The organism is Photobacterium sp. GB-1 (assembly GCF_003026165.1).
Lineage (GTDB): Bacteria > Pseudomonadota > Gammaproteobacteria > Enterobacterales > Vibrionaceae > Photobacterium.
On the sequence record NZ_PYOB01000006.1, the window covers coordinates 71,126 to 93,464 of the forward strand.

28 protein-coding genes are annotated in these 22,339 nt (G+C 41.9%); 15 read left to right on the forward strand and 13 right to left on the reverse strand.

Features of this window, described 5'->3' with window-relative positions; genetic code table 11:
* Window positions 1-4: 4 nt before the first annotated feature.
* The 8 genes from ptsN to C9J45_RS08630 all read right to left on the reverse strand — a co-directional run bounded on the left by ptsN (window position 5) and on the right by C9J45_RS08630 (window position 6,116).
* Entirely contained in the window at window positions 5-454 is a 450-nt protein-coding gene (gene ptsN / locus C9J45_RS08595) for a PTS IIA-like nitrogen regulatory protein PtsN (protein ID WP_107206529.1), read from the reverse strand.
* A gap of 2 nt (window positions 455-456) precedes the next feature.
* Window positions 457-744 carry a ribosome hibernation promoting factor gene (gene hpf / locus C9J45_RS08600; protein WP_005371137.1) on the reverse strand — a complete coding sequence of 96 codons (288 nt, stop codon included), beginning with the start codon at window positions 742-744 and terminating at the stop codon, window positions 457-459.
* Window positions 745-779: 35 nt separating this feature from the next.
* Window positions 780-2,249 (reverse strand): RNA polymerase factor sigma-54, encoded by a 1,470-nt coding sequence (locus tag C9J45_RS08605; protein ID WP_107206530.1) that lies wholly within the window; start codon window positions 2,247-2,249, stop codon window positions 780-782.
* A gap of 73 nt (window positions 2,250-2,322) precedes the next feature.
* Window positions 2,323-3,048: an LPS export ABC transporter ATP-binding protein gene (gene lptB / locus C9J45_RS08610; protein WP_005371141.1), complete on the reverse strand. Its 726-nt coding sequence runs from the start codon at window positions 3,046-3,048 to the stop codon at window positions 2,323-2,325.
* A gap of 9 nt (window positions 3,049-3,057) precedes the next feature.
* A complete protein-coding gene (gene lptA, locus C9J45_RS08615; RefSeq protein ID WP_107206531.1) occupies window positions 3,058-3,564 on the reverse strand; it encodes a lipopolysaccharide transport periplasmic protein LptA in 507 nt (168 codons plus the stop codon).
* Window positions 3,545-4,108, reverse strand: coding sequence for an LPS export ABC transporter periplasmic protein LptC (lptC, locus tag C9J45_RS08620; RefSeq protein WP_107206532.1), 564 nt, complete (start codon window positions 4,106-4,108; stop codon window positions 3,545-3,547). Before lptC ends, lptA begins: the two co-directional genes overlap by 20 nt.
* A gap of 62 nt (window positions 4,109-4,170) precedes the next feature.
* On the reverse strand, window positions 4,171-5,142 hold the full coding sequence (locus tag C9J45_RS08625; RefSeq protein WP_107206533.1) for a KpsF/GutQ family sugar-phosphate isomerase: 972 nt from the start codon (window positions 5,140-5,142) through the stop codon (window positions 4,171-4,173).
* A 14-nt stretch (window positions 5,143-5,156) separates the two neighbouring features.
* Window positions 5,157-6,116: a calcium/sodium antiporter gene (locus tag C9J45_RS08630; protein WP_107206534.1), complete on the reverse strand. Its 960-nt coding sequence runs from the start codon at window positions 6,114-6,116 to the stop codon at window positions 5,157-5,159.
* Window positions 6,117-6,635: 519 nt separating this feature from the next.
* On the opposite strand from C9J45_RS08630, the gene mlaF reads away from it, so the two are divergent.
* From mlaF to murA, 7 genes are read left to right on the forward strand one after another with little or no spacing between them, the layout of a single operon-like run.
* Window positions 6,636-7,436, forward strand: a complete 801-nt coding sequence (gene mlaF / locus C9J45_RS08635; RefSeq protein ID WP_107206535.1) for a phospholipid ABC transporter ATP-binding protein MlaF — start codon at window positions 6,636-6,638, stop codon at window positions 7,434-7,436.
* Between the two features lie 57 nt (window positions 7,437-7,493).
* Window positions 7,494-8,276: a lipid asymmetry maintenance ABC transporter permease subunit MlaE gene (gene mlaE, locus C9J45_RS08640; protein ID WP_107206646.1), complete on the forward strand. Its 783-nt coding sequence runs from the start codon at window positions 7,494-7,496 to the stop codon at window positions 8,274-8,276.
* Between the two features lie 57 nt (window positions 8,277-8,333).
* Window positions 8,334-8,813, forward strand: a complete 480-nt coding sequence (mlaD, locus tag C9J45_RS08645; protein WP_005371156.1) for an outer membrane lipid asymmetry maintenance protein MlaD — start codon at window positions 8,334-8,336, stop codon at window positions 8,811-8,813.
* A gap of 8 nt (window positions 8,814-8,821) precedes the next feature.
* Window positions 8,822-9,457 carry a phospholipid-binding protein MlaC gene (gene mlaC, locus C9J45_RS08650; protein ID WP_107206536.1) on the forward strand — a complete coding sequence of 212 codons (636 nt, stop codon included), beginning with the start codon at window positions 8,822-8,824 and terminating at the stop codon, window positions 9,455-9,457.
* Window positions 9,454-9,771, forward strand: coding sequence for a lipid asymmetry maintenance protein MlaB (locus C9J45_RS08655; RefSeq protein ID WP_199187038.1), 318 nt, complete (start codon window positions 9,454-9,456; stop codon window positions 9,769-9,771). The genes mlaC and C9J45_RS08655 overlap by 4 nt, the downstream gene beginning before the upstream one ends.
* 19 nt (window positions 9,772-9,790) lie before the next feature.
* Window positions 9,791-10,045: a BolA family iron metabolism protein IbaG gene (gene ibaG / locus C9J45_RS08660; protein WP_005371165.1), complete on the forward strand. Its 255-nt coding sequence runs from the start codon at window positions 9,791-9,793 to the stop codon at window positions 10,043-10,045.
* Between the two features lie 11 nt (window positions 10,046-10,056).
* Entirely contained in the window at window positions 10,057-11,307 is a 1,251-nt protein-coding gene (gene murA, locus C9J45_RS08665) for a UDP-N-acetylglucosamine 1-carboxyvinyltransferase (RefSeq protein WP_105061019.1), read from the forward strand.
* Window positions 11,308-11,389: 82 nt separating this feature from the next.
* Here murA and degS read toward each other — a convergent pair whose 3' ends face one another.
* The 3 genes from degS to zapG form a co-directional block, all read right to left on the reverse strand.
* Entirely contained in the window at window positions 11,390-12,472 is a 1,083-nt protein-coding gene (gene degS, locus C9J45_RS08670) for an outer membrane-stress sensor serine endopeptidase DegS (protein WP_107206537.1), read from the reverse strand.
* Window positions 12,473-12,601: 129 nt separating this feature from the next.
* Window positions 12,602-13,972, reverse strand: a complete 1,371-nt coding sequence (locus C9J45_RS08675) for a Do family serine endopeptidase (RefSeq protein ID WP_107206538.1) — start codon at window positions 13,970-13,972, stop codon at window positions 12,602-12,604.
* A 112-nt stretch (window positions 13,973-14,084) separates the two neighbouring features.
* The gene (gene zapG, locus C9J45_RS08680; RefSeq protein WP_107206539.1) at window positions 14,085-14,543 is read right to left on the reverse strand and encodes a Z-ring associated protein ZapG; all 459 of its coding nucleotides are present in this window, start codon (window positions 14,541-14,543) and stop codon (window positions 14,085-14,087) included.
* Window positions 14,544-14,724: 181 nt separating this feature from the next.
* On the opposite strand from zapG, the gene zapE reads away from it, so the two are divergent.
* The 8 genes from zapE (at window position 14,725) to sspB (ending at window position 21,137) form a co-directional block, all read left to right on the forward strand.
* Window positions 14,725-15,828 carry a cell division protein ZapE gene (gene zapE / locus C9J45_RS08685; RefSeq protein ID WP_107246318.1) on the forward strand — a complete coding sequence of 368 codons (1,104 nt, stop codon included), beginning with the start codon at window positions 14,725-14,727 and terminating at the stop codon, window positions 15,826-15,828.
* A 281-nt stretch (window positions 15,829-16,109) separates the two neighbouring features.
* Window positions 16,110-16,538 (forward strand): 50S ribosomal protein L13, encoded by a 429-nt coding sequence (gene rplM / locus C9J45_RS08690; RefSeq protein WP_005371187.1) that lies wholly within the window; start codon window positions 16,110-16,112, stop codon window positions 16,536-16,538.
* A gap of 15 nt (window positions 16,539-16,553) precedes the next feature.
* On the forward strand, window positions 16,554-16,946 hold the full coding sequence (gene rpsI / locus C9J45_RS08695; protein WP_005371189.1) for a 30S ribosomal protein S9: 393 nt from the start codon (window positions 16,554-16,556) through the stop codon (window positions 16,944-16,946).
* A 372-nt stretch (window positions 16,947-17,318) separates the two neighbouring features.
* On the forward strand, window positions 17,319-17,909 hold the full coding sequence (gene petA / locus C9J45_RS08700) for a ubiquinol-cytochrome c reductase iron-sulfur subunit (RefSeq protein WP_107206541.1): 591 nt from the start codon (window positions 17,319-17,321) through the stop codon (window positions 17,907-17,909).
* Window positions 17,909-19,174: a cytochrome bc complex cytochrome b subunit gene (locus C9J45_RS08705; protein ID WP_107292431.1), complete on the forward strand. Its 1,266-nt coding sequence runs from the start codon at window positions 17,909-17,911 to the stop codon at window positions 19,172-19,174. The genes petA and C9J45_RS08705 overlap by 1 nt, the downstream gene beginning before the upstream one ends.
* Complete coding sequence (locus C9J45_RS08710; protein WP_107206542.1) at window positions 19,171-19,908, forward strand: cytochrome c1; 738 nt, start codon at window positions 19,171-19,173, stop codon at window positions 19,906-19,908. The genes C9J45_RS08705 and C9J45_RS08710 overlap by 4 nt, the downstream gene beginning before the upstream one ends.
* Before the next feature lie 85 nt (window positions 19,909-19,993).
* Window positions 19,994-20,632 carry a stringent starvation protein SspA gene (gene sspA / locus C9J45_RS08715; protein WP_005371197.1) on the forward strand — a complete coding sequence of 213 codons (639 nt, stop codon included), beginning with the start codon at window positions 19,994-19,996 and terminating at the stop codon, window positions 20,630-20,632.
* 1 nt (window position 20,633) lies between these two features.
* The gene (gene sspB, locus C9J45_RS08720) at window positions 20,634-21,137 is read left to right on the forward strand and encodes a ClpXP protease specificity-enhancing factor (protein ID WP_107206543.1); all 504 of its coding nucleotides are present in this window, start codon (window positions 20,634-20,636) and stop codon (window positions 21,135-21,137) included.
* A gap of 65 nt (window positions 21,138-21,202) precedes the next feature.
* On the opposite strand, the gene C9J45_RS08725 is transcribed toward sspB, so the two are convergent.
* Window positions 21,203-21,745: a BON domain-containing protein gene (locus C9J45_RS08725; RefSeq protein ID WP_107246320.1), complete on the reverse strand. Its 543-nt coding sequence runs from the start codon at window positions 21,743-21,745 to the stop codon at window positions 21,203-21,205.
* 3 nt (window positions 21,746-21,748) lie between these two features.
* The gene (gene diaA, locus C9J45_RS08730; protein WP_105061009.1) at window positions 21,749-22,339 is read right to left on the reverse strand and encodes a DnaA initiator-associating protein DiaA; all 591 of its coding nucleotides are present in this window, start codon (window positions 22,337-22,339) and stop codon (window positions 21,749-21,751) included.

Sequence of the window (22,339 nt, forward strand, 5' to 3'; positions counted from 1 at the left end):
AAGTTCACGATTCATCGGTAAGGATATGATACAGCTCTTGATCGCTAGTTGCATGACGCAGTTGTTTACATACTTGCTTGTTACCTAGCTTTTCAGCCATGCTTGCAAGCGTTTTTAAATGCTCTTTACATTGTTCTTCTGGTACAAACAGCGCAAACAGAAGATCAACGGGCTGATTATCAATTGCGTCAAAATCAATCGGTTCTTGGCATTGAATCAGTACGGCAATGGCTTGATCGCTATTACTGATACGTCCGTGAGGGATCGCAATACCATTACCAATACCTGTAGTCCCCATCTTTTCACGATTGAGCATACATTCGAATAGTGGCTGTGGGTTTTGATCGAGATGAGCGGCAGCTATCTCACTAATGAGTTCTAGCGCGCGTTTTTTGCTGGAGCAAGGGACTGCACTTTTAGTGCAGTCCAGGCTCAATACATGACTAAGTTGCATAGTTAGTGGCTGTTGAGCTTATCTTTGTGTTTGTTTAATTGACGGACGAGTTTATCAGTCAATTCATCAATCGCAGCATACATATTTTCAGAATCCGCTTTTGCGTGGATTTCCCCTGCGTTAATATGTAGCGTAGCTTCAGCGATCTGTTGAAGCTTTTCAACATTAAGTATTACTTGGACATTGTTTATTTTATCGAAGAAGCGCTCAAGTTTTTCAAACTTGGTCGTGACATACTCACGAAGAGAATCGGTTACATCAACATGGTGCCCTGTAATATTGATTTGCATAGACATCTTCCTTTTGTTGGATCTGACCTGTTAATCTAGATCAGACGTTTTCGCTGGTTCGACGGCGGAATACCTAAGGATTCACGGTACTTAGCGATAGTCCGCCTTGCTACCATAATGCCTTGCTCGGCTAGTAGTGTCGCAATTTTGCTGTCACTTAATGGCTTCGCTTGGTTTTCTGCTGCAACAAGTTTCTTCACCAGTGCGCGGATGGCAGTAGACGAACATTCGCCACCATTATCCGTACTGACATGACTTGAGAAGAAGTATTTCAATTCAAAAATACCTCGAGGTGTATGCATATATTTTTGCGTTGTGACTCGAGATATGGTGGATTCATGCATTTCTACGGCAAGGGCGATGTCATTTAATACCATGGGTTTCATCGCTTCTTCGCCATATTCAAAGAAGTCTTGCTGATGTTCGACAATGCAGCGAGCAACTTTGAGTAATGTTTCATTTCGACTTTCTAAACTTTTGATCAGCCATTTAGCATCTTGCAGGTGAGTACGAATAAATTGGCTATCTGCACTATTACGGGTATTTTTGCTTAATGCTGCGTATTGTTCATTGACTTTAATACGTGGCACGCTGTCAGGGTTGATAGTGACTACCCATTTGCCGTGATCTTTAAACACAGAGACATCTGGTACCACATATTCGGTGTCTGAATGAATAACACGATTGCCTGGACGCGGATCGAGCGAATGGATCAACGCCATTACGGCTTTTAAATCGGCTTCTTTTAGTTTGGTTTCACGCATCAGTTGTCGATAATCACGATTGCCTAAAAGAGCAATATGATCAGACAGTAGCATTTTGGCTTCAGTGAGCCACTGGGTCTCTTTTGGGTAGGTAGCCAGTTGCAATAACAAGCATTCTTGCAAATTACGAGAAGCGACACCGAGAGGGTCAAATTGTTGTACGCGTTTTAATACCGCTTCAACTTCATCTAGCTCAAGTTCATCATCATCAAAACTCTCTAGAATATCTTCTGCAGAGCAGGATAAATATCCTTTTTCATCAACAGCATCAATGATAGCTGTTGCAATGGCAAGATCAGTTTCACTAAATGGGGTTAGCTGAACTTGCCACATTAGGTAGTCTTGTAACGATTCCGTGGTTTCCCCTTGATAGGCAGGAATATCATCGTCAAGTGCAATGCCCGTACTGCCTGTTCCTGCGCTATAAACATCATCCCAAGTCGTATCGACGGGGAGTTCTTCTGGCATTTCATTGGTATCGATAACATCGGCGGTGTCAAAGCTTTCAATATCATCAATATTGTCAGAGGCATCGTCTGTTGAAGATTCTGTCGCAGCTTTATCATCGTTTGTCGAAAGATCTTCATTTTCTTCCAGCTCTAGCAATGGATTTCCATCTAGGGCTTCTTGAATTTCCTGTTGGAGATCCAAAGTAGATAACTGCAGCAGGCGAATAGCTTGCTGTAGCTGCGGCGTCATGGCCAGTTGTTGGCCTAGCTTAAGCTGGAGCGAAGTTTTCATTAACGTAGATATACCTTGTCGTTATTATTTTTATGCTGTGGCTTTTTCTTCAATAGCAGACCTATGTAATGTGTTATAAGCGGAATTGGTCACCTAAGTACACGCGCTTAACATGCTCATCGTTGAGAACATGCTCAGGTGTACCGTTAGCGATTAACTGTCCTTGACTTACGATATACGCATGCTCACAGACATCAAGTGTTTCCCTTACATTATGGTCTGTTATTAAGACGCCAAGCCCACGATCACGTAAATGTTCAATGATCTTTTTGATGTCGATCACAGAGATGGGGTCAACACCAGCAAATGGCTCATCAAGTAAAATAAATTTAGGGTTTGCGGCTAATGCTCGTGCAATTTCAACACGGCGTCGCTCACCACCTGATAATGATTGGCCAAGACTGTTACGGATATGCTGGATGTTAAACTCATCCAATAAATCTTCTGCTTTGTCTTGGCGCTCTTCTTTCGTTAATTCTTTGCGCGTCTGGAGTACCGCCATCAAGTTATCATAAACGCTTAAGCGGCGGAAAATCGATGCTTCTTGAGGTAAATAACCGATACCCATACGTGAACGGTTATGCATGGGCTGTAGGCTGATATCGTCACCATCAATGGTGATCACACCTTCATCTCGTGCAACTAAACCTACAATCATATAAAACGATGTCGTTTTACCTGCCCCGTTAGGTCCTAATAGACCGACGATTTTTCCAGATTCAACCTCAAGGCTAACATCAGAAACAACTTTACGTCCGTTATAGCTTTTTGCGAGGTGTTCTGCTTTTAGAATAGCCATAGATACTGTTTATTTCTTGTTATTGTTCAATTGATTTGGTTGGATGACGGTAGTTACGCGCTCTTTGTCGCCACTTTTTGCAACCAAACGTTGTTCATCGATCTTATAAGTGATGACATTACCTTTGATTTCACTGCCATCTTGTATTAAGACCGCGTGATCCGTCATTTTCAAAAATTCTGTTTTTGTGTCATAGCGCATTTTTAATGCTTCGCCATCAATAGGCTTACCATCATCCATAATTTGATGGAAGGTGGCAGGGTTACCATAAGCAACAATAGTTTGCTCTTTGGCGTTGCTATTTGGGCGTGTTACAACAACTTTATCAGCATGAATATCAATTGTGCCCTGACGTAATCTTACATTGCCAGTAAAGGTTGCAATGTTATTTTTTACATCAAGTTCTTGGCTATTCGAGCTGATATTAATCGGTTGTTTAGTATCACTTTTTAATGCCCAAGACGATGTGCTAACACACAATAAGCATAGTAGAGCACTAGTTTTCAGTCGGTTCATATCTACTTTTCACATTTTTTAAGAGTTTAGCGACTTTACGTTTCATATTACCCGTCATACCTTCACCTTGGTTTTGGAAGGCGGGGCCTATAATCATGACATGGTCTTGAGTATTAAAATCTTGAGTTTCAATATTCAATTGCAAGTTATCTGTTTTGATCACTTGGATATCTGAATCGGGTAATAAGTTAAACATACGAACATTGCCATGAAGATTCAGTACCTTATTTTTATCTAAGATAGCGGTATTGGAGCTGATCCGCCATTCTGCATTCTTACCTTCCTTAAATACCCACAATACAGGTTTTACAAAATCGGTCTCACCACTTTTTTCAAAGTATTCAAGATGATCTGAATCGATTTGATAACTACGAATACCTGTGGGGTCAAAGGTTGTATTACTGATATCGTTACCAATGAACATTGGCTTTTCATCATCAGGTTTTACTTGATGATCTTGTTGCCACTGTTGTTCAAGTTGGTTGTAGCCTAACCATGCACAAAATATTACCAGAAGTACATAGAGTAGCCTTTTTAAAGTCATAGACTTAAGCCTTTATCATGTTTCATTGTTCTAATTCGTTACGCGTTATACTGAGTATGCTACTACATCACGCCTGCTTTTAATAAATCATGCATGTTTAATGCACCAACCAGTTGAGCGTTTTCAGTCACAAGCAACCCATTGATTTTACGATCTTCCATTATTTTTAACCCTTCAGCTGCGAGCAGTTGAGGAGAAATGGTTTGCGGGTTACAAGACATCACATCACCGATACTCGTATTGTGGATATCAATATGGTTATCGAGTAAACGGCGTAAATCACCATCGGTAAATATCCCGCTAAGTTGTTGCTTATTATTAACGATAGCCGTCATGCCTAAGCCTTTTTTTGAGATTTCTAGCAAGGCATCTTTAATGCTGGCTGTTTCTTCAATAATAGGCAGCATTTTACCGGTATGCATGACATCCGCGATACGCATTAATAATTTTCGTCCAAGTGCTCCTCCTGGATGAGACAAAGCAAAATCATCTGCCGTAAATCCACGTGCTTCCATAACTGAAATTGCTAATGCATCACCCATCACAAGTGTTGCTGTCGTACTTGAGGTTGGTGCTAGATTTAATGGGCAAGCTTCTTTATCTACAGTGATCTGTAAGTTGATAACTGCCATTTTTGCCATACTGGACGTTGGCTTGCCTGTCATGCTGATCATGGGAATTCCCAATCGTTTAATAACAGGCAGTAACGCTAAAATTTCAGCTGCTTCGCCAGAGTTAGAAATTGCGATCACAACATCTTCTTGTTTGATCATGCCTAAATCACCATGGCTTGCTTCACCAGGATGTACGAAAAAGGCAGGTGTACCGGTACTCGCCAGTGTTGCTGCTAGTTTTCTACCAATATGACCCGATTTACCCATTCCCATCACAATGACTTTGCCTTGGCAATCGAGTACCAGCTGACAGGCTTTATTAAAGCTATCATTAATATATCGGCTGATGTTTTGTAATGCTTGAATTTCAATATCCAGCACTTTTTTGCCATGACTAGAAAAGTCAAAGGAGCGAGACATCTGATTATTCTCCATTATGCGGAAATATTTAAGAATAGGTAAGCTTGGTAAGCAATAAAGCACAGTACCAAAAGACCGCCTTCAACACGATTGATTCGACGGCGTTTACCTAATGCCATTAATAATAACAATACAGACAGTCCGAGCATGACATAAAAATCACGCCCCATCGCAAGAGGACTTAATACTGATGGGTTCAGCAGCCCAGGTATACCCATTACTGCTAAAATATTAAAGACATTGGAGCCGATGATATTACCTACCGCCATATCATCTTCACCCTTGTAAATACTCGCGATAGAAGCGGCAAGCTCAGGCAAACTGGTACCAACAGCAATGATCGTTAAACCAATCACTAAGTCACTCATGCCGTAGTGTTTAGCAATAACTACGGCTGACTCTACTACCATATCAGATGAGTAAAGCAGTAAACCTAAACCAATAAAGACCCAGATAATAGCGGATGAGTTTTTAACGCCGGTTGGGATCTCAGCTTCTTGCTCTTCAGCAAGAGGATCGTTTTTGCTCGACTTGCTGATTTTTAACATCGCAAGTAAAAACAGGACAAAAAGCACGGCAAGAAATGCGCCTTCCATTCGGCCTAAATAATTATCCCACAGTAAAAGGCCAGCAATAACGGTCACGCCTAACATTAGCGGTAATTCACGGCGAATAATGGTTGAACTGATTGATAGTGGCTTCAACATTGCCGTTATACCTAAGATCAGAGCAATATTGGCGATATTAGAACCAAGCACATTACCTACTGCTGTATCGGTTTTACCGGCAAGTGCTGCGGTCGCTGAAACCATCATTTCGGGTGCCGAAGAGCCCATTGCCAGTATTGTCATACCGATAACAAGTGGCGCAACACCAAAATTTTTAGCCAGTGCTGCAGCGCCATATACTAATCGATCGGCACTCCATACTAATAACACTAACCCTACACAGAGCAATACAATGGCTTCGAGCATTCTAATCCCTTTTAAAAATGGCACGTTAAAAACGAGTACAGTAAATCTAGCGTTGAATCGCTTTTGATATTAGGCCGTAATTTTGACGGTTAGCAAAGCAAAAGGGAAGTATAACAAATGACTAATTCTCTCTATTGTGAACATTTATGAGGGAAAATAACAATCACGATGAATTTATCATGATGGATTGTAAAGCCTTGCTATTTTTAAGGATGATACAAGTATTTGAATAGCGTTCAATTGTTAAGTTAAAATAATACAAGAAAAGGTTAATAAGAATCGTTATCCAAGTAATTGGCGTTTAAAATAACAGCAATACGCCTTAACACTGTAACAATAGATGAGATATGAACCGACTAACTTGAGTTGATGTTTTATTCTCCTTATTATCCTTAGCTATAATGGCTTTCACGCGATAAATATGATTTTTCCTGTGGCTAAGTCATAATTTACTGATTTTTAATAATAATTAGTGTTTTTCATGAGAAATTACCAGTAATTAGAGGCGAATACGAAGCAATGGCTAAAAGCGATATACTGATTTCGATTAAAAACCTAACATTTTCTCGTGGAGAACGATTCATTTTTGATGATATTTCCCTTGATGTGCCACGAGGAAAAGTAACCGCAATTATGGGACCTTCGGGCATAGGTAAAACAACATTACTCCGTTTAATTGGTGGTCAAATTGTGCCAGATAACGGCGAAGTATGGTTTGATGAGTGGAATATCCCAACCTTAAAACGCAGTGATTTATATCAAGCTCGTAAACGAATGAGTATGTTGTTTCAATCGGGCGCGCTTTTTACTGATATGAACGTTTTCGACAATATTGCATTTCCGTTGCGGGAACATACCGATTTACCTGACGATTTATTGCGTAGTTTAGTGTTACTGAAATTAGAAGCAGTAGGGTTACGTGGTGCGGCGCAATTGATGCCGAATGAGTTATCTGGCGGTATGGCACGTCGAGCGGCCTTAGCTCGTGCCATTGCTCTTGATCCTGAATTAATGATGTATGACGAACCTTTTGTCGGACAAGATCCCATTACGATGGGTGTGTTAGTGCAATTAATCAGTAGTCTCAATAAAGCATTAGGTATGACATCTGTGGTTGTTTCTCATGATGTACCCGAAGTGATGAGTATCGCTGATCATGTTTACTTACTATCAGGTGGTAAAATTATTGGCAGTGGTAGCCCTCAAGAATTACGAGAAAATCCAGATCCTCGCGTACGTCAGTTCTTAGACGGTGATGCTGATGGCCCCGTTCCTTTTAAGTTTCCAGCGCAGCCATTAGAGCAAGATTTATTTGGTTAAGCGTTATTCACGATGCGTGTCATGCGCATCTGTTATTCGATGGATTACGAGCAAAAAATGATTGTTGATGCGATAGCTGATTTAGGGCGAAGTGGTATTGAAAAATGCCAAACAATGGGCCGAGCAACGTTAATGTTGTTTGGCGCATTGGTGAGTAAGCCTCAGCCAAGAAAAATGTTTCCGTTATTAATAAAGCAACTGTATTCAGTTGGTGTTTTATCAATAGCGATTATTCTTGTTTCAGGTTTGTTTATCGGCATGGTGCTGAGTTTACAAGGTTACCTTGTACTGGCTGACTTTGGTGCCGAAACGAGCTTAGGACAAATGGTTGCATTGTCTTTACTACGCGAATTAGGTCCGGTAGTGACAGCACTGTTGTTTGCTGGGCGAGCAGGATCTGCACTTACCGCTGAAATAGGTTTAATGAAAGCCACTGAACAGCTTTCAAGTATGGAAATGATGGCGGTTGATCCGCTGCGTCGAGTGATTGCACCACGTTTTTGGGCTGGTGTTATCTCAATGCCATTATTAGCACTGATGTTTAGTGTTGTAGGTTTATGGGGGGCGCAAATTGTTGGCGTTGATTGGAAAGGGATTGATTACGGTAGTTTCTGGTCGGTCATGCAATCGTCAGTGAACTTTAGTTATGACATAGGGAACAGCATTATTAAGGCTGTTGCTTTTGCTATAACGGTAACCTGGATTGCGGTATTTAATGGTTATGATGCCGTTCCTACTTCTGAAGGGATCAGCCGAGCAACGACACGAACAGTGGTGAATTCATCACTGGCGGTATTGGGCTTAGATTTTATTTTGACTGCACTGATGTTTGGTAGCTAATTCGTAAAGAAACCAACATGGTCTTAGTGTGACAAAACAAATTAAATGGATAAAAGCATGCAACAAAATAAACGTTTAGAACTGTGGGTTGGCATTTTTATGTTAGCCGGAATTGCAGCATTATTAGTATTAGCTTTCAAAGTTGCTAACCTACAAAGCTTTGGTAGTAATGAAAGTTACACATTAAAAGCCCATTTCGATAATATCGGTGGTTTAAAAGTCCGCTCTCCCGTGAAGGTCGGTGGTGTAACCGTTGGTGAAGTGACAGCTATTAACCTTGATAAAGAAACCTATATTCCGATGGTTACGTTATCGATTAACAAAAAATTTGGTTATTTCCCTGAAACGAGCTCGGCTTCAATTTTAACATCTGGCCTTTTAGGTGAGCAGTATTTAGGTATTTCCCCTGGGTTCGTTGATGACGATGTCGAGATGCTACATAACGGCGATCTTATTGAAGACACGAAATCTGCGTTAGTATTAGAAGATATGATAGGCCAAGTGCTATATAGCATTGGCGGTGACAAAAAAGACTAGGAGCACCAATGAAATTTTTACGATGCCTAATGCTGGCTTTTCTTGCCCTACCGATGTTGGTGCAGGCTGCAACAATCGATCAGACCAATCCATACACGATGATGGATAAAGTTTCTGTTCAGTTATTTAAAACCTTAAAAGCAGAGCAGCCGAAGATCCAAGCCAATCCAGAAGAGTTACGTATTATTGTTAAAAAAGAGCTATTGCCTTATATCAATACACGTTATGCCGCTTATAAAGTGTTGGGTTCAAATTTAAAGAAAACTACCGCAGAGCAGCGTGATGCATTCACGGAAGCGTTCACTGAATATTTAGTGGCATCTTATGCTCAGGTGTTAACGCAGTATACTGATCAGAAAATTCAGATTGAGCCTGCCAAAGCGGTTCCCGCAGATCGTAGTATCGTGTCAGTACGCGTTGATATTGTCGATAATCAACGCCCACCTATTCGTCTTGATTTTAAGCTTCGTTTAAATAAAAAGACAAAAGAATGGCAAGGATTTGACATGGTTGCTGAAGGAGTCAGTATGATTTCGACTAAGCAAAGTGAGTGGAGTGGTGAGCTTCGCACGAAGGGAATCGATGCGGTAACGCAAAACCTACGCGATCTTGCTGCTAAGCCAATTCAGATCGAGAAAAAATGATCATGTCTGAGGATAGGATCAAATGGCAAGCTCTCGGTAATGACCAATATTGCTTGTCAGGTTGTTTAGAACGTGACACAGTGCCAGCTTTTTGGCGACGTAGAAACGAGTGGGTACCTGATTCAAACAAGGTCTTGCTCGATCTAGGTGGTTTGAGTCGAGTCGACTCAGCTGGCATGGTGATGTTATTGCATCTTCACCAGCAATTAAGCAGCGCAGGATGTGACTTCACCCTGCTTAATGTGCCCGAGCAGCTAAAAACATTGTTACGCTTGAGCCATGTTGAACCCATTTTAGCCGCTAGCATGCAGTGAGCTTTAGAGAGGATAGCTTGTGGAAATCTCCGAGATTAAACAAATTTTAGAAAACGCCTTAGATCTTGATGAAGTGATTGTTAAAGGTGAAGGTAGTCACTACGAAGTTATTGCAGTGAGTACGATTTTTGACGGCATGAGCCGAGTGAAAAAACAACAAACTATTTATGGTCCGTTAATGGATCGAATTGCAGCAAACGACATTCACGCATTAAGTATCAAAACGTATACACCTGAAGAATGGATGCGTGATAAAAAGCTAATGTCGTTATAACGAGGTAAACAATGCAGAAGTTTCGTATTCAGGGCGGTGGTCCACTAAGCGGTGAAGTGTCAATTTCTGGCGCTAAGAATGCAGCATTGCCGATTTTATTCGCCGCTTTGCTTGCTGAAGAGCCTGTAGAAATTGCAAATGTTCCAAAATTACGTGATATCGATACGACAATGGAACTACTTTCTCGTTTAGGCGTAAAAGTATCACGTAATGGCTCAGTTCATATCGATGCAAGTGATGTGAATGAGTTTTGTGCTCCTTACGATTTAGTGAAAACGATGCGTGCTTCTATCTGGGCACTTGGCCCATTGGTTGCTCGTTTTGGTCAAGGTCAGGTTTCACTACCTGGCGGTTGTGCGATAGGCGCGCGCCCTGTTGATCTTCATATTGTAGGTTTAGAGCAATTAGGCGCAACAATCACGCTTGATGAAGGCTACGTGAAAGCGAGTGTTGATGGTCGCCTGAAGGGCGCACATATCGTGATGGATAAAGTCAGTGTTGGTGCAACAGTAACGATTATGTCAGCAGCAACATTGGCTGAAGGCACAACGGTTATTGAAAATGCAGCACGTGAGCCTGAAATTGAAGATACAGCTGCATTTTTAAATGCACTTGGCGCAAAAATTTCAGGTGCAGGTACTGCAACCATTACCATTGAAGGCGTTGAGCGTCTTGGTGGTGGTTACCACGAAGTGGTTGCTGACCGTATTGAAACGGGAACTTTCCTTGTTGCTGCTGCTGTTTCTGGTGGCAAGATTATGTGTCGTAATACCAAGCCTGAATTAATGGAAGCGGTATTAGCAAAGCTTGAAGAAGCAGGCGCTTTGGTTGAAACGGGTGAAGACTGGATCAGCCTTGACATGACAGGACGTGAGCTTAAAGCGGTCAATATCCGTACCGCGCCACATCCAGGTTTCCCAACAGACATGCAAGCGCAATTCTCACTACTGAACCTCATTGCCAAAGGCACAGGTATTATTACTGAAACGATTTTTGAAAACCGTTTCATGCATATTCCTGAGTTAATTCGTATGGGGGCTCACGCTGAGATTGAAGGTAACACTGTTATTTGTGGTGATACTGCAGGTTTAAGTGGTGCTCAAGTGATGGCAACAGATTTACGTGCATCAGCAAGCCTTGTGATTGCAGGTAGCATTGCGAAAGGTGAGACGATTGTTGATCGTATTTACCATATCGACCGTGGTTACGAGTTTATCGAGCAGAAGTTTAGCGCATTAGGTATGAACATCGAACGTATCTAAGATGTCTTATTTTTAAATAAGAAATGTCTAAACAAAAAAACGCCTCACATGTGAGGCGTTTTTTTATATTTGTTATGTGTAATTATCGCATCGGTTTATTCTCAGAGGCCGGGCGATTAGCCACCGTTACTGGAATGATCATGGGTTTACCATCACGTAGAATTTTTACATTCACATGCGTACCTGGGCGGATATCAGTAACAATATCTCTAACGCTTTGTACATTCGTGACTTGTTTACCTGCAATCTCGACCACGATATCATTTTTTTGAAAGCCAGCTTTTGACGCCGGGCCGTTAGGATCCATACCTTCTACGATAATGCCATTTACCTGATTGGCATCATACAGTCTTGCCATAACAGGGTTAATCTCACGCCCTTGAATACCAATCCAACCACGGATAACACGCCCATCAGCGATCAGCTTATTCATAATTTTGATGGTTAGTTGGTAAGGGATAGCAAATGAAATACCGTAGGTTTCAATATTCGTTGCTTGTTGGAAAGAAGCGGTATTAATACCAACGAGCTCTCCACGGGTATTGACTAATGCCCCACCTGAGTTACCACGGTTAATCGCGGCATCTGTTTGGAGAAAATCTTGTGGGCCATAAAAGCTCATGCCTGAACGCCCTGTTGCTGAAATAATACCAAAGGTTGTTGTTTGACCTAGATTATAGGGATTACCTATGGCAAGAACGACATCACCGACTGTCGCTTTGTAGTCTGGATTAACTGGGATCACGGGTAAATTATCAGCATTAATTTTCAAAACCGCGAGATCGGTTAATTGATCTAAGCCGATCAGTTGTGCGTTTAAAATGCGGCCATCTTGCAGTGCGACAATGACTTGATCCGCATTGGCGACAACGTGATAGTTCGTCACGATATAGCCTTTATCACTCATGATCACCCCCGAACCTAATCCTTGGGTGATTAACTCTGGCTCTGGTCGTGATTCATTATTTTCATAGCGACGGTTATAAATATTCACCACCGCAGGCGAAGCGCGTTTAACGGCGTAGTTAAATGATAAAGGGGCGGGCGCATCGTCTAATTGGGGTAAAGACACCGGTGATGATGGGCGCAAACTTGGTACAGCAACAAGTACAACACATGCTGTGATAAGGCCGAGCAAAATAGAACGACCAAGAAAAGCCAACATCAAGAGTCCTTAAAGTAATACAGAGAGTGAGTGGCAAGAAGAATACCATTCATACTTAGAGAGACCAATAATAAAGTCAGAGCGCGGTTTCACCCTGACTTTATTTGAAGGTTAATGATAAACGTATTATTACCTAATGATCAGGTACAGGACGTTGTTTCCACGCTTGACTTCCATCGCAAGCACATCAGGTTTTGCTTCAAGTGCTTTACGAAGTTCACCGAGGTTATTTATCTTATTACGGTTAAGGCCAATAATAATGTCACCTTTTTTTAGCCCATAACGTGCAGCGATAGATCGCTCATCAAGCTTTGATACCTTAACCCCTTTGACTTTATCGCCAGCAACCGTATTGGTAAATTCAGCACCGGCTAGGCTAGGGTGGAGATTATCAGCCTTCACTTTGTTTTCACTTGCCGCTTTTAAGGTCACATTAACGGTTTGCTTTTTACCGTCGCGAATAATACCTAAAGTGAGTGCCTTGCCTGCGCCCATTGTCGCTATTTTCGCTCGTAACTCACCAAAGGTACGGATTGGGTTGCCGTTCACTTCGGTAATGATATCCCCCGCTTTCAGCCCTGCTTTTTCAGCAGAAGAGTCGGGCATGACTTGGTTAACAAATGCACCGTGGTTCGTTGAATACCCGAAGGTTTTAGCAAGCTCTGCGGTTAATTCTCCACCTTGAATCCCCAAAATCCCGCGTTTTACTTGACCAAATTCTAAGAGTTGATCAGTTAAGCTTTTCACCATATTGGAGGGAATAGCAAAGCCAATACCGACATTACCACCGTTAGGGCCTAAAATTGCGGTGTTAATACCAATTAACTCACCATTGAGATTAACTAATGCACCGCCTGAGTTACCACTGTTGATAGCAGCATCGGTTTGAATAAAGTTTTCAAAGTTTTCGACATTTAAGCCACTACGGCCCAGTGCCGAGACAATTCCTGATGTTACCGTTTGACCTAAACCAAATGGGTTACCAATTGCGATAGCAAAATCACCGACACGTAACTTATCGGAGTTCGCCAGTTTTACTTCCGTTAAGTTTTCAGGTTTGTCTATCTGTAGTAATGCAATATCGGACATGCCATCACTACCAATAAGTTTGGCATCGATTTCGCGTCCATCAGAAAGTTGGACACTGATTTCATCTGCGCCATCAATAACATGATGGTTAGTGACGATATAGCCTTTCTTTGCATCAACAATAACCCCAGAGCCTAAACCTCTAAATGGACGCTCTTGGACTTGCTCTGAAGGAAAGTCTGGACCAAAAAAATAACGGAAAGATTCAGGTAAACGCTGCTTAGAAACATGCTTACCTTCAACAGCAATACTCACAACCGCGGGGGTGACTTGCTCCAACATTGGTGCAAGGCTTGGTATAGGTTGGTTATTAACAGAGGTGGGTAATGCTGCAGTTGCAGTTACTGGGGTAAGAGCAGAACTGATACCTAATGCTAACGCAGTAAGAACAAGAAAAGGCTTTTTAATCATTATTGAGCTCCAATTTACAAGTAAAATTAAGACCTATAAAAAGAAGTCAAAGTTCACTTTCACTCACTCTTATTACGAATAAACAACAAGTGAAAGTGAATAAATGTGACAGTTAACTCGCTTTTGGCTCGGCATGTAGTTGAGCTTTTTCTTCTTCTGTTACTGCGGTGTTTTCACCGTTAAATAATCCCGTCGCGCCATTGGCATAATCGCGCGGTGCTTGCTCAACACTCTCATCTTCTTTTGGCCCGTCTTTCACCGTTTCTAAACTCGTGATGCGTTTTGCAAAAGGATTATCTTGTGCTGGAAGGTTTGGCATTAACTCGGTAGAAGTCTTCGCCATATGCTCATAAAGTTTGCTGTAATCTTTAGCAACATTGTCGAGTAAATCAGCACTGCGAGCAAAATGATCAACGAGTTCTTGGCGGAACTGTTCGAGCTCGTACTTTGACTTATCAAGCTCTTTTTTGAGTGTTTTTTGCTGTTTTACACTTTTGTTTGTTAGACGAACGGCAAGAGCACCAACTAAGATCCCTGCTAAAAATATAATAATGGCCCAAGTCATGGTCATGAATAAACTCCTTGTGACTTATACGAATATTCGTGTATCAATGTTTATCAACGATGGCTGTCACGTTACTATACCGTGAGGTTAAGCGACATGATACTCAATAAATATGATGTAAGAGTCATGAAGTGGCTCTGCCTCTCATAATTAGAGATAACTCACGGATGTAACAGGTAAGGTTAGAATGACGCCACTAGAAAAATATCAACAAGATTTACAGAAAACGGATTTTTTTGCAGATCCAGCACAAGCCAATGCCGTTTCCCATCTTGATAATTTATATCATCGTATAATAGCGCCTAAACCTGAGCCTAAACTGTCTTTCATCCAACGTTATTTTAAATCTAATTCAACTCAAGCAGATATTGTGCCAGTGAAAGGATTATATTTTTGGGGCGGGGTAGGACGAGGGAAAACTTATCTTGTTGATACTTTTTATGACTGTTTACCATTGGAACGTAAAACGCGGATGCACTTTCATCGCTTTATGCATCGCGTGCATCAAGAATTAAAAACATTAGATGGTGTTGAAAATCCACTGGAACACGTTGCTGATAAATTTAAACAAGAAACAGATATTATTTGTTTTGATGAGTTTTTTGTTTCTGATATTACCGATGCAATGATTTTAGGTACCTTGCTTGAAGCGTTATTTAAGCGAGGAATTAGTTTAGTCGCAACATCGAATATTCCACCATCAGAGTTATATCGAAATGGTTTGCAACGTGCGAGATTTTTACCAGCTATCGCATTGATAGAACAGCATTGTGAGATAGTGAATGTTGATGCTGGGATTGATTATCGCTTGCGAACGTTAGAACAAGCTGAGATTTATCATTACCCATTAGATGAATGTGCAACAGAGAATTTAAAACGTTATTTCGAACAGTTAACCTCAGAGCCTCGTAATCAGCAAACAATGATCACAATTAATGCGCGGCAATTGATGGTACAGCGAGAGGCGGATGGTGTCGTGCAGTTCAGTTTTAATCAATTATGCCAAACGTCACGTAGTCAAAATGATTACATGGAAATAGCACAAATCTATCATACGGTTATTTTATCTGAAGTACCGCAAATTACAGAGCAGGAAGACGATGCTGCACGGCGCTTTATTGCCATGGTTGATGAGTTTTATGAGCGTAATGTCACTTTGATTATTTCTGCGGCAGTACCTCTTGAGCAACTTTATCAACAAGGACGATTAACCTTTGAATTTAAGCGATGTTGCTCACGTTTAATCGAAATGCAAAGCCATGAATACTTAGCAAAGCCGCATCTAGCATAGAAATCGCGTTGTTAACGGTTATCGTATTTAACGATAATCAGGATTTATCGACTGCTTTTGCCTTAAATTGTCGTTAATAAGAAAAAAAGACATTTTTTTTAGGAAAAGAGGTGATTTTTTCCTCACCCTTCCCTATAATCTTGCGACCCACCGTACCTGTGAAGGCGAAAGCCTGGAGTGCCAACCACTCGAAGGGGTGATGACTGGGCTCTTATACAGAGGGACCATCATTTGATGGTTCTAGTAAGTGAAACTATTTAAATTATTGGGTATTAATTAGCATGAAAACTTTCGTTGCTAAACCAGAAACTGTAAAACGTGACTGGTATGTTGTTGACGCTGAAGGTAAAACTCTAGGTCGTCTTGCAACTGAAATCGCTTCTCGTCTACGTGGTAAGCACAAGCCGGAGTACACTCCACACGTTGACACTGGTGACTACATTGTAGTTATCAATGCTGAGAAAGTAGCAGTAACTGGTAACAAGCGTACAGATAAAATGTACCACCACCACACTGGCTACATCGGCGGCCTTAAGTCAATCAGCTTTGATAAGCTAATCGACAAGAAACCAGAAATGGTTATTGAAACTGCTGTTAAAGGCATGCTTCCTAAAGGTCCTCTAGGCCGTGCTATGTACCGTAAGCTAAAAGTTTACGCAGGTACTGAGCACAACCATGCTGCACAACAGCCTAAAGTACTAGACATCTAATTGGGAATTATGACAATGGCAGAGAATCAATACTACGGCACTGGTCGCCGTAAAAGCTCAGCAGCTCGCGTTTTCATCAAACCGGGTACTGGCAACATCGTTATCAACAAGCGTAGCATCGAAGAGTACTTCGGTCGCCCAACAGCGCGTATGGTTGTTCGTCAACCTCTAGAGCTTGTTGAAATGACAGAGAACCTAGACCTATACATCACTGTTAAAGGTGGTGGTATCACTGGTCAATCTGGTGCAATCCGTCACGGTATCACTCGCGCTCTTATGGAGTACGATGAAACTCTACGTCCTGCTCTACGTGCAGCTGGCTACGTTACTCGCGACGCTCGTTGCGTTGAGCGTAAGAAAGTTGGTCTACGTAAAGCACGTCGTCGTCCACAGTTCTCTAAGCGTTAATTTTCGCTTCCAGATTTTATCTGGTTACTGTGTACAGAAAGCTCAACCCTCGGGTTGGGCTTTTTTTTATTTATTAATAGCTAAACAATCAGCTTCCTGCCTTATTTTCTCCATTTTTACCGCTCTCAACACGGCCAAAAATTAAGTTTAAGTAACGATGTTATCGTTGGAAGGTAAAAAGAACGCTTTGCTCAGATTTAGTGCAAAAGAGTCGCTTTAACTTGTCAAAATATCGTCTGTTACATATCCTTTTTATGTTGGAAACAGTTTGAATGTGTAATTTTACTGTTACCTTTTCGTTGGAAGTTAGCCGTGGCTCCAAGGACGCATAAGGACATAATAATCCAAGGCGGGAGTAAGGGAGAATATTGGATGAGCAATGTGCCAGTAAGCAAAGGACGACGTCGCTTTCTGACCGTAACAACCTCGGTTGTTGGTGGGTTAGGAGCTGCAGCTGTTGCCGTTCCTTTTATCAAATCATGGAATCCGAGTGCGAAAGCAAAAGCCGCCGGTGCTCCTGTCGAAGTTGATATCAGTAAGTTAGAAGATGGACAAATGGTTCGCGTTGAATGGCGAGGAAAACCTGTGTGGGTTGTTCGTCGCAGCAAGGCTGTTTTACAAGAGTTAAGTACCCATGATGGCGAATTGCGGGATCCTTCATCAGAAGAACCTCAGCAGCCATCTTATGCACAAAATGAATTCCGTTCAGTGAAGCCTGAAATCTTTTTAGCCTTGGGTATTTGTACTCATCTTGGCTGTTCTCCAACTTATTTACCCGATAGCTTTAATGAACAAGTAAGTGGTATATCGTCAGGGTTCTTCTGTCCATGCCACGGCTCTACCTTTGATATGGCCGGTCGTGTGTTTGCAGGCGTGCCTGCACCATTGAATCTGGTGATACCTCCATATCAATTCTTAGATGACAACACGATTATCGTTGGTGTTGATGGGGAGGCCGTATAATGAATGCGCTACTAGGTTGGATTGAAAAACGTTTGCCCGTCACGAATGCTTATAGAAAGCATTTATCTGAATATCCGATGCCGAAAAATTTCAACTTTTGGTACATCTTTGGTTCTCTTGCCATGTTGGTGCTTGTTAATCAGATCGTAACAGGGATCTGGTTAACCATGAACTATGTACCATCAGGTGAAGGGGCATTTGCTTCCATTGAATATATCATGCGAGATGTAGAGTATGGTTGGCTGCTACGTTATATGCACTCGACAGGTGCTTCCGCATTTTTTGTCGTGATTTATCTGCATATGTTCCGCGGCTTGATCTACGGATCTTACCAAAAGCCTCGTGAGCTACTGTGGTTATTCGGTATGTTGATTTTCCTCATTCTTATGGCTGAAGCGTTCATGGGATATTTGTTGCCATGGGGACAAATGTCATTCTGGGGCGCACAGGTCATTATTTCGCTATTTGGTGCAATACCTGTAATCGGTGACGATCTAACTCTTTGGATCCGAGGGGATTATGTTGTCTCAGGGGCAACGCTAAACCGTTTCTTTGCATTACATGTTATTGCGCTGCCAATCGTATTGTTGTTGCTCATTGTGTTACACGTATTAGCACTTCATGAAGTGGGTTCAAATAACCCTGATGGTATTGAGACAAAACTGCCGAAGGGCTCTAAAGGTGAAGGGTATAAAACACAATTTCGTTTTCATGAATACTACAGCAACAAGTATGACATCATTGATTCAATCCCATTTCATCCTTATGGAACAGTTAAAGATCTGATTGGTGTTGCTGTTTTCGCCTTTTTCTTTAGCTATGTGATCTTTTTTAACCCAGAAATGGGTGGGTACTTCCTTGAGCCGCCAAACTTTGAAGCTGCAAATCCACTAAAAACACCTGAGCACATTGCGCCAGTTTGGTATTTCACGCCGTTCTATGCGATTTTGCGTGCGGTACCCGATAAGTTATTAGGTGTGGCGGCAATGGGATCATCGATTGTCTTTTTATTCCTGTTACCGTGGTTCGATCGCTGTAAAGTTCGCTCTTTCCGTTATCGTAGCAAAGTGCACTTTATCAATATTTGTCAGTTCACAGTTAGCTTTATTGCACTAGGTGTTTTAGGTACGTTACCTGCAACTCCTACTTATACATTGCTTGCACAGATATTTAGCTTTGCTTACTTTATGTTCTTCATTTTATTGTTCTTTTACAGTAAAAATGAGGCAACGAAACCGCTGCCAGAGAGGGTGACATTCAAATGAGAAAATTGATTGTAACGCTGCTGGCAATGCTTCCTACTTTTGCTTTTGCGGCAGGTAGCAATGTACCTTTAGATGCGGCGAATAATGACTTAACAGACAAAGCATCACTTCAACGTGGCGCAAAGACATTTATGAATTATTGTTCTGGATGTCATTCAACCCAATACCAACGCTACGAGCGAGTGGCAGAAGATCTTGGTATTCCACCAACGTTAATGAAAGAGAATTTGATTTTTGATCAAAATGCTAAAATTGGTGATTTGATGACAAATGCGATTTCAACCGAGTATGCGGCAGCTTCATTTGGCGCCCCGGCTCCTGACTTAACTTTGGTTGCGCGTGTTCGAGGTACTGATTGGATCTATACTTACTTACGATCCTTCTATGCCGATCCTAGTCGTCCATTTGGTGTTAATAATTTAGTGTTCCCAAGTGTCGGTATGCCGCATGCTCTCGAAGAGTTACAAGGTGCACCACATAAAGCATTTGAGACCAAAATGATTGACGGTGAGAAAGTGCAAGAGTTTATCGGGATCGAATCTGATGGTACCGGAGAGCTGAGCGCCGAAGAATATGACGATATGGTGCGTGATTTAGTTAACTTCCTTGATTACTCTGCTGAGCCAATGAAGCTGGAACGACAGCAAATGGGCTTGTGGGTGATGGGCTTTATTGCGGTATTCTTTGTTTTAACTGTATTGTTGAAGAAAGAATATTGGCGTGATGTCCACTGATAAGGTAATCTAGTGGGTTAAGAATCTCGCAATGGGGGCTTAAGCCTCCATTGCTTTTTGTGTATTAAATATACTGGAGGGGTTGATGGCTGTTGCTGCCAATAAACGCTCTGTGATGACTCTGTATTCTGATGCTTCAGACATCTACAGCCATCAGGTGCGTATCGTACTAGCCGAGAAAGGTGTTAGTGTTGAAATCGAGCTGGTTGATCCATTGAATCTACCTGAAGATCTGTTAGAGCTGAATCCATACCAGTCAGTTCCTACATTGGTTGATCGTGAATTAGCACTATACCAAGCGAACATCATTATGGAGTACTTGGATGAGCGTTTTCCTCACCCACCTCTAATGCCGGTTTACCCTGTTGCTCGTGGTAACAGCCGTCTAATGATGTACCGTGTTGAGCGTAACTGGTACTCACTTGCAGAGAAGATTAATACTGGCACTGCCGATGAAGCTGACAAAGCACGTAAGCAATTACGTGAAGAGTTACTTGCATTAGCACCAGTATTTGCAGAATTCCCATTCTTCATGAGTGATGAGTTCAGCTTGGTTGACTGTTACCTTGCTCCACTACTATGGCGTCTACCTGAAATGGGTATTGAACTAAGTGGTGCTGGCGCAAAAGAAGTGAAAACTTACATGACACGTGTATTTGAACGTGACTCTTTCCTAGCTTCATTGACTGAAGCTGAACGTGAAATGCGTTTAGCTGGCCAGTAATATGGATATGGAAAAAATGACACCGCGTCGTCCTTATTTGTTGCGGGCATTTTATGATTGGTTAGTGGACAACGATCTCACACCACACTTGGTTGTTGATGCAACATTACCAGGTGTACAAGTACCAATGGAGTTCGTTAGTGATGGTCAAATCATCCTAAACGTTGCTCCTCGTGCTGTGGGGAATTTAGAACTGGGTAATGAAGCGGTTAGCTTTAATGCGCGTTTTAGTGGTCGTCCACATTCTGTTATTGTACCTATGTACGCTGTGCTTGCTGTTTATGCGCGTGAAAACGGAGCAGGAACAATGTTTGAGCCAGAGCCTAGCTATGAATCAGATATGCCAGTCTTTGATGATGTTGATGATATCGAAGATATGATTGATGAAGCATCAGAGCCTAGCTCTCCATTTGCCGTGGTTAGTGAAACTGAAACTGCCGGTGATGATCCTGACGATGAGCCGCCACGTCCTCGCGGTCGTCCAAGCTTACGTGTTGTGAAATAGATAGTTTCTCTTTAATAAAAAAACGCAGCCAATAGGCTGCGTTTTTTTATATCGATAAAGGGTGATTAGCGATTTTGACTCGGTTCGAATAATGTCACAACTTTTTTAACGCCATTGATATTCCGTGCAATATTGATCGCAATTTCTTTTTGGCGTGGCGTCACATAGCCTAAAAGGTAGACTCGCCCCCCTTCGCTGATCACTTGGATCACCGCTCCTGTTAACTGCTTGCTCGCGATGAGTTGAGATTTTACCTTGGTGGTTAGCCAGGCATCATAACTAATGTCACCTACGCTAAGTAAAGGTCTCACTTCAAGTTGGTTATACAGATCTTTTACATTAGCAATATGCTTAACTTGCTGAGCAAATTGTGCTTTTGCAGCGGCAGAAGTGGCTTGACCAATCAGTAGTACTTTACCGTTAAGCGAGATACTGTTGGCACTGATTGAGCGGGTAAATTGGCGGCTATTTGCCAGACCCGAAATATCCATTTCTACTTTTTGATCTTGCCAATGTTGTTCTATATCTCGTGGATCTTGCGTGGAAAAACTCGAACATCCTTGTAATACAATGCTAAAAATTAGCAATAGGCGGCATACCCAGTTCATTGATTATCCTTCGTGGTGCGGGAAGAGTACTTGGTCAATAAGATCGCACAAGCAATGTACTGTTAGTAAGTGGACTTCTTGAATACGTGCGGTACGTTGAGATGGGATACGAATTTCAACATCTTGTATACCAAGTAACCCTGCCATTTCGCCGCCATCTTTACCGGTTAAGGCGATGATAGTCATATCACGTGTAAGTGCAGCTTCCATTGCTTTGATAATGTTCTTGCTATTACCGCTGGTTGATAATACAAACAGAATATCACCGGCTTGACCGAGTGCGCGCACTTGTTTTGAAAACACTTCGTCGTGGTGATAATCATTAGCAATTGCTGTCAAAATTGTTGTGTCAGCCGTTAATGCTAAAGCGGGAAGGCTTGGGCGCTCAGTTTCAAAGCGATTAATAAGACATGAAGCAAAGTGTTGTGAATTAGCTGCTGAGCCACCATTACCGCAACATAAAATCTTATTGCCGTTTAATAGGCTCTGAACCATGACTTGGGCAGCTTTTGAGATGGAATCGGGAAGTGCTTCTGCTGCTGCAATTTGAGTTTGAATACTTTCGGTGAAACTTTCGCGAATGCTATCTAGCAT

Excerpts from the sequence above, each read along its gene's own strand:
- C9J45_RS08630 (WP_107206534.1), bottom strand. The coding sequence starts at position 6,116 with ATGCTCGAAGCCATTGTATTGCTCTGTGTAGGGTTAGTGTTATTAGTA.
- C9J45_RS08705 (WP_107292431.1), top strand. The coding sequence starts at position 17,909 with ATGAATGCGCTACTAGGTTGGATTGAAAAACGTTTGCCCGTCACGAAT.
- mlaD (WP_005371156.1), top strand. The coding sequence starts at position 8,334 with ATGCAACAAAATAAACGTTTAGAACTGTGGGTTGGCATTTTTATGTTA.
- diaA (WP_105061009.1), bottom strand. The coding sequence starts at position 22,339 with ATGCTAGATAGCATTCGCGAAAGTTTCACCGAAAGTATTCAAACTCAA.
- hpf (WP_005371137.1), bottom strand. The coding sequence starts at position 744 with ATGCAAATCAATATTACAGGGCACCATGTTGATGTAACCGATTCTCTT.
- degS (WP_107206537.1), bottom strand. The coding sequence starts at position 12,472 with ATGTTGGCTTTTCTTGGTCGTTCTATTTTGCTCGGCCTTATCACAGCA.
- C9J45_RS08675 (WP_107206538.1), bottom strand. The coding sequence starts at position 13,972 with ATGATTAAAAAGCCTTTTCTTGTTCTTACTGCGTTAGCATTAGGTATC.
- C9J45_RS08625 (WP_107206533.1), bottom strand. The coding sequence starts at position 5,142 with ATGTCTCGCTCCTTTGACTTTTCTAGTCATGGCAAAAAAGTGCTGGAT.
- mlaF (WP_107206535.1), top strand. The coding sequence starts at position 6,636 with ATGGCTAAAAGCGATATACTGATTTCGATTAAAAACCTAACATTTTCT.
- C9J45_RS08710 (WP_107206542.1), top strand. The coding sequence starts at position 19,171 with ATGAGAAAATTGATTGTAACGCTGCTGGCAATGCTTCCTACTTTTGCT.
- zapG (WP_107206539.1), bottom strand. The coding sequence starts at position 14,543 with ATGACCATGACTTGGGCCATTATTATATTTTTAGCAGGGATCTTAGTT.
- C9J45_RS08655 (WP_199187038.1), top strand. The coding sequence starts at position 9,454 with ATGATCATGTCTGAGGATAGGATCAAATGGCAAGCTCTCGGTAATGAC.
- C9J45_RS08725 (WP_107246320.1), bottom strand. The coding sequence starts at position 21,745 with ATGAACTGGGTATGCCGCCTATTGCTAATTTTTAGCATTGTATTACAA.
- rplM (WP_005371187.1), top strand. The coding sequence starts at position 16,110 with ATGAAAACTTTCGTTGCTAAACCAGAAACTGTAAAACGTGACTGGTAT.
- murA (WP_105061019.1), top strand. The coding sequence starts at position 10,057 with ATGCAGAAGTTTCGTATTCAGGGCGGTGGTCCACTAAGCGGTGAAGTG.
- sspB (WP_107206543.1), top strand. The coding sequence starts at position 20,634 with ATGGATATGGAAAAAATGACACCGCGTCGTCCTTATTTGTTGCGGGCA.
- zapE (WP_107246318.1), top strand. The coding sequence starts at position 14,725 with ATGACGCCACTAGAAAAATATCAACAAGATTTACAGAAAACGGATTTT.
- lptC (WP_107206532.1), bottom strand. The coding sequence starts at position 4,108 with ATGACTTTAAAAAGGCTACTCTATGTACTTCTGGTAATATTTTGTGCA.
- C9J45_RS08605 (WP_107206530.1), bottom strand. The coding sequence starts at position 2,249 with ATGAAAACTTCGCTCCAGCTTAAGCTAGGCCAACAACTGGCCATGACG.
- lptA (WP_107206531.1), bottom strand. The coding sequence starts at position 3,564 with ATGAACCGACTGAAAACTAGTGCTCTACTATGCTTATTGTGTGTTAGC.
- petA (WP_107206541.1), top strand. The coding sequence starts at position 17,319 with ATGAGCAATGTGCCAGTAAGCAAAGGACGACGTCGCTTTCTGACCGTA.
- lptB (WP_005371141.1), bottom strand. The coding sequence starts at position 3,048 with ATGGCTATTCTAAAAGCAGAACACCTCGCAAAAAGCTATAACGGACGT.
- ptsN (WP_107206529.1), bottom strand. The coding sequence starts at position 454 with ATGCAACTTAGTCATGTATTGAGCCTGGACTGCACTAAAAGTGCAGTC.
- mlaC (WP_107206536.1), top strand. The coding sequence starts at position 8,822 with ATGAAATTTTTACGATGCCTAATGCTGGCTTTTCTTGCCCTACCGATG.
- mlaE (WP_107206646.1), top strand. The coding sequence starts at position 7,494 with ATGATTGTTGATGCGATAGCTGATTTAGGGCGAAGTGGTATTGAAAAA.
- rpsI (WP_005371189.1), top strand. The coding sequence starts at position 16,554 with ATGGCAGAGAATCAATACTACGGCACTGGTCGCCGTAAAAGCTCAGCA.
- sspA (WP_005371197.1), top strand. The coding sequence starts at position 19,994 with ATGGCTGTTGCTGCCAATAAACGCTCTGTGATGACTCTGTATTCTGAT.